Genomic DNA, 8393 nt, shown 5'->3' with positions numbered 1-8393 from the left:
GCACGGCTGGGACGGAAGTCGCTGTCGTTCTCAAAATCGGTGGAGCTGCATGATAAAGTCATCGGGCATTATCTGAACATAAAACACTATCAATAAGTTGGAGTCATTACCGTTTTTTGTAAGCGCTGCGTCAAGAAAGCTATTGAAGTTGATCGCAACACTATCAATCGTGCTGTTTCTTGTCGAGTGGTTTATGGGCCGTTTGGGAGCGCCAGAGTTTTATAACCTGTTGTTCCTAATGGGATTGCTGTTGGTTATCAATGTGATTTCAACAAGCTGTATCAAATGGATAAGAGGGAACGTATGAGTAAGCTAAGAACCGTTGCAAAAATATTATTGATGTACTGCATCTTCAGTAGCGCCAGCGCCTTTGCGGAGGGAAATACTAAGGGTGATCCGTGTCTCGCGTTCACCTGTATGGCCGGAAAGTTACAAGGTAACGAGGCAACATCCGGGCCTGACTGTGTAATGGGCCGCCAGAGCTTTTTTGAGATACGAATTTACACCCCCTACTACAACCCCGGCGCGACAGCTGCGGCTCGTAAAGTATTTCTAAGCAGCTGCCCTATGACCACTATTTCAGAAAACAAAAACACACTGGAGCTGATTATTCAGCGATACGGACGTTCATTTCAGGAGTAACACATGAAGAAACTAATCCCAGCTATTATTGCCGCCGCCCTACTCTCCGGGTGCGCCACTCAGAACGACGCAGTAGCGCTCTCAAACCGAATCAGCGATCAGCAGAAGCAAATCAACGCGCTTTCCGTTCGTCTCCAGTCTGCCGAGCATCGCTTGAGTCAGCAGGAGTCAGCTTTTCGCTCAGAACAAACGCAGAACAGCAGCTACTGCTACCTGAACGGTGTTAAGTACTCTCAGGGATCGGTGTTCGCTGGCCGTATCTGTGATGGTAGTTCCGGCAGTGCCGCCTGGCGTCTTTACTCCCACCGCTAATAAGCAAGGCTTCCGGGCTTGCCCCGGAAGCGCTTCCTCCAGACATGGATATTGAGCTGCACAATCCATGTTTATCACAACAATCATATTGTTAAAGAGCATAAAAAAGTCGCCATGAAGGCGACTTAAACGAGCTGGAATCGTGCATATTTTATTTTTGTAAGTGCCCTGGTGCTGTATTCAGGGTGAATTTTTGCACTATATAGGCACTATCTGCAACCACTTTAATCTATCTGACAGCCACATACACTGCTTGCACCTGTAACTGTGTGGAAACGGATGTAATGGCCGAACCCTATTTAAAAAATCGCCGACGCTTCACCTCGTCCCTTGATAATCAGCTTGTTCCATTGTTTGACGCTTTAGCGGCCAAAACGCGGATACCTAAAAGCCGCCTGCTCGATGAAGCTATAGAGGATTTGCTGGTCAAACACGGCGTTCCTGGTAAACAGGTCGATAGCCAGAATTAACTTTTGCTCACCCGCGTAACCGTCCTTTCCGATACGCCAGCGAGTCTGGCCGTCTCGCTGATAGATTTCCCCTGATGCCGCAAAGAACGGATCAGGTCATGCTTATTCTGGTCGGGCATCCGGCCACGATAAACCCCCTTCTCTTTGGCTTTCCTTACGCCTTCCTGCTGGCGACGGCGGCGATCTGTATAGTCTTTTCGGGCGATGGCCGCGAGCATATCAAGCATCATGCTATTGATGGCCGTCAGCATACTCCGTGTAAATTCATCGCTACCGTGGGGCATTAACGCCGCGTAGCTGGTTGGCAGGTCCAGACTGATAATCGCCAGATTCTTTTCCTGCATCATTCGCTTCAGCTGCTGCCAGCCTTCATCATCCAGGCGTGAAAGGCGGTCTACCTGCTCAATCAGGATAAGATCGCCCTTCTCAGCATCATTTAGCAGGCGCATAAGCTCAGGGCGTTGCAGGGACGCGCCAGACGCATTCTCAACGTACCATCCGGCTACCCGGTGGTTATGCTCAAGTGCAAAGGCTTTAAGCCGCTGCTGGGCGCGTGACGCATCCTGATCGTGTGCAGAAGCCCGGAGGTATCCAAATATGTACATGACCGCCTCTTATGTCATTAGGGTTATGTCACTATAACCTATGTCATTAGAGTTATGCCATTAAGGCGCGAGGGGAAGGATTCAGAGGGTGACAGAAGGGTATACTCATAAGACATAGCTGATAGTTGCTATCTACCAGCTATGCGTGACAGTCACGATATAAAATTAGACATAGTTTTGGATCTTGAACTGACGGATAAATTCACGCGATTTGAAATACTTTCCACGCGGTAGCTTTTCACCAACCGAGCGTTTATCTGCCCATGCTTCAAATGCTGGACATGCGCCTTTTAAAACTGATGGTAGATAAATCCGTGTTGCAACATTTCTCATTACTGTACGCAGAGACAAAGTAGCATCCTCAGTATTAAAGCTATCATCAATACTGATAACTCTTTCTGACACGTCCTCGATTTTGATTTTTGAGGTATCGATGGTCATTCCGTCTTTGACCTTCCCCACAACACAAATATTTCTATTCTGCTGGCGTTCTGTCATAGCTTCCTCCTGTTGAAATTAACACTACCGTACAGTCAATAATGCACAAAGTAAATAATAGTCACCTTTTTTTTTACTGGTAATTACTAAATCACCGTGCTAGTGTTTTCTCAGCGTTACATTACTACGGAAAATGACAATGGCAGAGGACAGAAAACAGCTAACCAAACGGCAACAAAAAGCCATTGATACAGCGGCACTAATCCGGCAGGAACCGCCGCAGGGTGATGATATGGCGTTCACCCACTCTATTCTGTGCCAGGTCGGTTTGCCTCGCTCTAAAGTGGAAGGCCGCGAGTTTATGCGCCGCTCTGGTGATGCCTGGCTTGTGGTGCAGGCCGGATGGCTTGATGAAGGTAATGGTCCGGTAGAGCAGCCTCTACCCTATGGGGCTATGCCGCGACTCACGTTCGCCTGGATTTCATCGTATGCACTGCGCAACAAAACGCGGGAAATCGCCATCGGCCACAGTGCCAGCGAATTTCTTCGCCTTATGGGAATGGAACTTCAGGGGGCAAGGCACAGAACCTTGCGTATACAGATGCAGGCGCTGGCAGCATGTCGCTTACAGCTGGGCTTCAAAGGCCGTACCTATAACGGCCAGCCCGTTGAACAGTTTGATGCCTGGCTCAAAGATGGAGACACAAAGCAGCTCACGTTATGGCCGGGGACACTCACTCTGTCAGAGGGCTATTATAACGGCCTGATTGAGAGCGCCGTTCCGCTCGACAACAGGGCGTTGCATGTGCTGAAAGGCTCCGCTCTGGCACTCGATATATACGCATGGCTTGCTCACCGTCTCCACCGCATCGAGGGCCGCCCGGTCATGCTGTACTGGATGAAGCTGCGGGAGCAGTTCGCCCAGGAGTACAGCGGGAAGAATGCCGACAAGGATTTTAAACGGGCATTCATGCCAGCGCTGAAACAGGTGCTTTCAGTGTATCCGGCGGCAAAGGTTGATCAGGTCAAAGGTGGCCTGCTGCTGTACAGTTCTCCTCCCCCTATACCGTACAAATCGTGAAGAAAAGGCCCATTCCGGGCCTTTTTCTTTTGTGGATAACCCTGTTCATTCAGCAAGTTATCCAAGATAAATCCCCCCCCCTAAACCGAGATATATTACCCCCCCCTAGCAAGATAAATTGCCCCCCTAACCGAGATAAATCCCCCCCCCTAAACCAAGATAAATTACCCCCCCCCTAAACCTGTAAGGTGATCCTGTATGTTTTTCCTTTAATTTCTACCTGTACATATATCCTGTAATTAACAAAGCCTATCTGTGAGTAAGGCGCGTCCGGTGTATGACTTAGCAACAGTGGAAATTACGCTTCCTCGACCTGACAGACTCGCCGCGCTGCGGCTCCCTAATCAGGTCTTGCGGCGAGCGTTGCGGACTCTCTTTTAAAAGCGATAACTTTCGCTATAATCCAGAGCTATCAGCATTTCCTTCGCTGATTCACCCGGAGGCCAGTTGCTGCCGCGACGGCCTCCCCCTCTCCTTCTCATTAGTTCAATAGAGTAAAATCATTATTTACTAACATTGACCGTTAGCTGTGGCCGCTATATCATGGGCTTAATCGTTATCAATCAGGAATGACTATGGCCCGCAAACAGACTCGCAGCATGACGCAGGAAGAATGGGATCGCCTCTTACCCGCAATGCAGACGTTTACCCACTTATCGACCGAAATCGGCCATTCTGTTTTGGTTAAAGGGGAAAGCAATAAAGATGTGGCCGAACGTGTTGGACGGACCAAGCAGAACGTGGGTTCCACGGTCAAACGTATTTGGGATCTGTACCAGTCTGTAGCCGTCGATTTTGAGGGCGAGAAGCTACGCAAAGTTGACGTTTGGCTACCCGAAAAGATGGCCCTGAAGGTGCTGAAGGAAGCCGAAAAATACGCCATCAACCAGAACAAAACTGAATAGCCCTAATAAGAAACAATAGTAAATATTTACTTTACTTAGATTGACTGCAACCCTTCAAATTGCGATAATTATTTCTCCGGGAAGCCCACAGCTTCCCATTATCAGGAGGATAAATTATGGCTTCACGCGGTGTTAACAAAGTAATTCTCGTTGGCAATTTAGGCCAGGACCCCGAAATGCGCTATATGCCTAATGGCGGTGCGGTCGCTAACCTGCGCCTTGCCACATCTGAATCATGGCGAGATAAAGCCACTGGTGAGCAGAAAGAAGTCACGGAATGGCATACGGTGGTTATCTTTGGCAAGCTGGCCGAGATTGCAGGCGAATACCTCCGCAAAGGTTCGCAGGTGTACATTGAAGGCCAGCTGCGTACCCGCAAATGGCAGGATAAGGACCAGCAAGATCGCTACTCAACGGAAGTTGTGGTTAGCATGAACGGCGTTATGCAGATGCTGGGCGGTCGCCAGGGTGGCGGCGCTCCCGCTGGTCAGGGTGGACAGCAACAGTTTAGCGGAGGTGGTGCGCCAGCTGCTGCACCGGGAACGCAAGGGCAGCAACCACAACAGGGCGCGATGCCGGACTTTGAAGATGATATTCCATTCGCCCCGGTTACACTCCCCTTCCCTAACCATGCGATCCATGCGCTGTAATGAAAATAAAGCCCCGTCAGGGGCTTTTCTTATGAGGGCTGAAGTTCGGCCTTCTCGCAATGCTCCCCGCCGCAGAACACGACCAGCCCCGGCTTACCCCACAGATTCACATGACACACAGGGCAGGTGTATTTTGCGCGGTTGGACTTGTTTACCGGGGTTTCTGGCGGCGGCGAAACAAACTTCATTGCCTCGATGATTTCATTATCCAGTTCGCCAGGTTCGTCGGTGTAGTCGTCGTCCGGCGGGTATTCCCTATCATCATTTTCATCATCGATGTAACCTTTTCCGCTGGGTGACTGCGGCGCTCCCGGTTTCGGCTGGAACGGAGGAAAGCGGTCCATCCAGGACAGCTGAAAATTGCGCGTTAACAGTTCATCACACGCCCGGTCAAAAGCGCCGCCGGTGATGATGTAGTGCGCCATACTTTGCCCAACTTTCCGTCCCCCTGGTTGCCCTGTATCTGAAGGCATTAGCCCAATGCGTTCCATCATCGCGGACCATTCTTTATTGTGATAGCCACGTCTCCCGGCCTTGCCAAAATGATACTGCCACTGGTGAACCATTTCATGCACCAGAGATGATAACGTTGCCTTGATTGTTCGGATGGAAAAAAACACTGGATTCATCGCTATTTCATCGACCATTTGCCCGCTCTCGCGGCCAACAAAACGCTGAAACGAGCAATAGCCGTAAGTACGCTTTTCGCGTTGCAGGGTGATCAGGCATGGCGGCAGCTCGTTATTAAAAAGCCGTTCATCAAAAAAATCGTAGGCGTGCTGGAGTTCTTCGTAGGTTTCGGGTGTTGGCAATGTCATGTGGCCTTCCTTCTGTATTGCGCAATACAGAAAATATACTTCCGGCAGAGAGTAAAGTCTAACAAAATTTGTATTTACTAATATTGACTTTGTGGGTGAAAAGAGCGATACTAATTTCATCGGGAGGCAATACCGCCCCCGTTAACACAGCCCAAAGCGGCAACCCCGGAGTAAACATTATGGCTAATACCGTCACCGCAAAAATCTATGGCCCCGCTCAGAAAATGCGTTTCCTTCCTTACGCGTTCGCAGAATTTTATCTTCAGGCAGAGAACTACGTTTGCAGCTTTATGAAAAAATACGCAGTTGGCTATGATGGCGGCTGCTGGGAGTACATCACCTATGAAAATGGCGCGTGTGCGTTCATCGCGCCGGATGGCTACCAGCTTACGCTCCCTAACTATTTTGATGAACCTGTTAGCGCGAAAGAAGCCGGGATTATCGTTGCGCTGTATGCCTACAGCCATTTTTGCTGCGTGGCGTTTGAGCGTGGCTGGCAGCGCGTGAATGAGACGATGGCCGAACGCTATCACACGCTGCGGGACTTTACCGAAACGCTCCCGCCGGAGTCACAGAGCCGTATTTTTCGGGCAATAGATTAACCAGGAGCGGCGGGCATTTGCCCGCCTTACTCGTTCAGGAAGAAATGCTGATGGTTGCGACAGATGAAGTCTGGTTTCGGTATCTCGACTATTCGGGCCAAACAAAGGCGGTCCGGGTGGCATCCGTGCGGTTCTGGCCGGACATTCAGGAAACGATATTCCCCCCTCTCCAGGTGCCGGAAGGCAAGCGCCGCGTTGTACGCTGCCGCTGCGGGATTAATGACTGGAATGAGGATGGCCGCTGGCTGGGTGAATACTGCTGCGCCAGCTGCGGGCAATACATACAGGTATTTGAGAAAAAGGACTGACATATGGCTTTCGACTTCAAAAAAGAGGATGCGGCCAAGTATGGCCGCGAGGTTTACCGGGCGTTTCGTAGTAAGGGCAATCACCGCTGGGATACGTGCGTTTTCGTGAATGAATCCGGGGCTTACTCTGCCGTTTTCCGGCACTCGTTCCGCAAAAAGGTTATCGAGGATGGCAAAGAGATCCGGCGCAACGTCATTGATGATGAAATCGTGGTGGCCGCGCCGGATGCGGGCAGCTTTACCAGGGCAAAATTCCCACAACTGGCCGACGCGAAAGAGCTGAAGCAATCAGGCTTTTTCGCCCGCTTACGGTTTGTTGCTGAAGCATCTGCTTATCGTGAAGCATGGCCGGGGCATGATGGCGGCGTGGTGCTGATATGGGAAGGGAAAGCCTATGGCTGGAAAAATTGCCTGCGCGATGCGCACCATGAACGGCCTGGCGCGATAGCGATCGACACTAACGGACACGTCTTTATCGCGGAAGGTGGAAATGAGTATGATGGTGCGAAATGTTGGGTAGCTATGACTGGCGATATTACCGAAGGAGATAATGGTGATAAAAGTTAATGGGGTAGCGTTGCTGGCGATTCTGTTTATTTCGGCCACTGCGATGGCGGGGATTAAAAGCCCTATAAAGGTGGTAAGCCTGATTGATTTTAGAGGGGATAATCAAGAGCTGATGGTTCGTGATACTGAAAGCCAATGTGATTACCATGTGGCTGTCACAAAGAGCGAAAAAAACATTGAATGGCTCGGTGTTACACTGCCCCAGTCTCGCTGGGAGTTTGTAGTAGACAGAAGAAAATGTGGTGACATCATTGAGCGAGTAAATATGCAGATTGTCCCTGACACGAAGATTAAGACACTGCCTATAGAGGCTGGTTCTGTTTATTATATCTATCCAGATTGGGACGCCTTTTCACAGAAGTGAAATACTCAAAGTCTGGTAGTGGTTGAAATAGAATGAGAAGGACGACATATGGAACAGCCAACAGATATGTTTAGTATGTACCTGAAATTTATCCCCGTAATTCTGGCTGTGATTTTCTGGATATACTGCTTGAGTAGTAAATATTCATTGAGCAGGATGGAAACGATGCGGCAGCTGAAGCGGTGGTATGATTTACCTCGCGCCTCTGCAACAGAAAACAAGGAAGAAACGCTAAATAATATGATAGCGGCAGAACAGAAAAGAGCAGCATTATCCTTTAGAACTGCAATTGTATTTACCGCAATTGCTATATTCTGGTTGGTTTATATTTAAGGCGGCAATGGATATGAAGATTAAAGTGGAAGTTAACGGTCTGGTGTATGACAGCAGCAATCCAAAGTGTAAGTGCATCCTGTCTAACAGCCAGCGTAAATTGTATGCCTTCCTCCTGGTTCTCGATGGCGATATGACGAGGCGCTATTGGGGCGAGTACGATCACGATGCCCCGGAGGACTCGATAGGTAATGACTCCAACTTATTGATAGTGTTTTATGTTCAGATAATGCCCGATGACTTTATCATGCAGCTCCACCGATTTTGAGAACGACAGCGACTTCCGTCCCAGCCGTGC

At 49.6% G+C, this 8393-nt stretch carries 16 protein-coding genes; 12 read left to right on the top strand and 4 right to left on the bottom strand.

Annotated features, from left to right (window positions below; all coding sequences use genetic code 11):
• From WG891_RS26300 to WG891_RS26285, 4 genes are all read left to right on the top strand, one after another.
• On the top strand, positions 1–96 hold a 96-nt coding region (locus tag WG891_RS26300; protein WP_000851394.1), incomplete at its 5' end, for an IS1 family transposase.
• 207 nt (positions 97–303) lie between these two features.
• Positions 304–642, top strand: coding sequence for a hypothetical protein (locus WG891_RS26295; protein ID WP_223226685.1), 339 nt, complete (start codon positions 304–306; stop codon positions 640–642).
• 3 nt (positions 643–645) lie between these two features.
• Entirely contained in the window at positions 646–954 is a 309-nt protein-coding gene (locus tag WG891_RS26290) for a hypothetical protein (protein WP_032416643.1), read from the top strand.
• A gap of 284 nt (positions 955–1238) precedes the next feature.
• Positions 1239–1424: a ribbon-helix-helix domain-containing protein gene (locus WG891_RS26285; RefSeq protein ID WP_006118530.1), complete on the top strand. Its 186-nt coding sequence runs from the start codon at positions 1239–1241 to the stop codon at positions 1422–1424.
• On the opposite strand, the gene WG891_RS26280 is transcribed toward WG891_RS26285, so the two are convergent.
• On the bottom strand, positions 1421–2029 hold the full coding sequence (locus tag WG891_RS26280) for a recombinase family protein (protein WP_032449362.1): 609 nt from the start codon (positions 2027–2029) through the stop codon (positions 1421–1423). The two genes, WG891_RS26285 and WG891_RS26280, sit on opposite strands and share 4 nt — an antisense overlap.
• A 165-nt stretch (positions 2030–2194) precedes the next feature.
• Positions 2195–2527 carry a hypothetical protein gene (locus WG891_RS26275; RefSeq protein WP_020323168.1) on the bottom strand — a complete coding sequence of 111 codons (333 nt, stop codon included), beginning with the start codon at positions 2525–2527 and terminating at the stop codon, positions 2195–2197.
• Between the two features lie 139 nt (positions 2528–2666).
• Between WG891_RS26275 and WG891_RS26270 the strand changes: the two genes are divergently transcribed.
• From WG891_RS26270 to ssb, 3 genes are all read left to right on the top strand, one after another.
• A complete protein-coding gene (locus WG891_RS26270; protein WP_020323144.1) occupies positions 2667–3548 on the top strand; it encodes a replication protein RepA in 882 nt (293 codons plus the stop codon).
• Between the two features lie 575 nt (positions 3549–4123).
• A complete protein-coding gene (locus WG891_RS26265; protein WP_020323151.1) occupies positions 4124–4453 on the top strand; it encodes a TrfB-related DNA-binding protein in 330 nt (109 codons plus the stop codon).
• Positions 4454–4569: 116 nt separating this feature from the next.
• A complete protein-coding gene (gene ssb / locus WG891_RS26260) occupies positions 4570–5103 on the top strand; it encodes a single-stranded DNA-binding protein (RefSeq protein WP_020323149.1) in 534 nt (177 codons plus the stop codon).
• 29 nt (positions 5104–5132) lie between these two features.
• Here the strand turns inward: ssb and WG891_RS26255 are convergent, their stop codons facing one another.
• Complete coding sequence (locus tag WG891_RS26255) at positions 5133–5921, bottom strand: SprT-like domain-containing protein (protein WP_020323160.1); 789 nt, start codon at positions 5919–5921, stop codon at positions 5133–5135.
• Positions 5922–6100: 179 nt separating this feature from the next.
• Here WG891_RS26255 and WG891_RS26250 point away from each other — a divergent pair, with 179 nt between their 5' ends.
• From WG891_RS26250 to WG891_RS26230, 5 genes are read left to right on the top strand one after another with little or no spacing between them, the layout of a single operon-like run.
• On the top strand, positions 6101–6523 hold the full coding sequence (locus tag WG891_RS26250) for an antirestriction protein (RefSeq protein ID WP_001642212.1): 423 nt from the start codon (positions 6101–6103) through the stop codon (positions 6521–6523).
• 44 nt (positions 6524–6567) lie between these two features.
• Positions 6568–6831 carry a hypothetical protein gene (locus WG891_RS26245; protein WP_223571426.1) on the top strand — a complete coding sequence of 88 codons (264 nt, stop codon included), beginning with the start codon at positions 6568–6570 and terminating at the stop codon, positions 6829–6831.
• 3 nt (positions 6832–6834) lie between these two features.
• Positions 6835–7398, top strand: a complete 564-nt coding sequence (locus WG891_RS26240; RefSeq protein WP_020323174.1) for a hypothetical protein — start codon at positions 6835–6837, stop codon at positions 7396–7398.
• On the top strand, positions 7382–7762 hold the full coding sequence (locus tag WG891_RS26235; RefSeq protein ID WP_032449363.1) for a hypothetical protein: 381 nt from the start codon (positions 7382–7384) through the stop codon (positions 7760–7762). Before WG891_RS26240 ends, WG891_RS26235 begins: the two co-directional genes overlap by 17 nt.
• A gap of 48 nt (positions 7763–7810) precedes the next feature.
• Positions 7811–8095 (top strand): hypothetical protein, encoded by a 285-nt coding sequence (locus tag WG891_RS26230; RefSeq protein WP_032449364.1) that lies wholly within the window; start codon positions 7811–7813, stop codon positions 8093–8095.
• A 202-nt stretch (positions 8096–8297) separates the two neighbouring features.
• Here WG891_RS26230 and WG891_RS26225 read toward each other — a convergent pair.
• Positions 8298–8393 (bottom strand): IS1 family transposase (locus WG891_RS26225; RefSeq protein ID WP_000851394.1); only part of this gene is annotated, 96 nt, incomplete at its 5' end.

The sequence above is a fragment of the Serratia sp. MMO-28 genome, from assembly GCF_037199905.1.
Lineage (GTDB): Bacteria > Pseudomonadota > Gammaproteobacteria > Enterobacterales > Enterobacteriaceae > Chania > Chania oryzae.
This window is presented reverse-complemented; position numbering and strand designations above follow the sequence as displayed.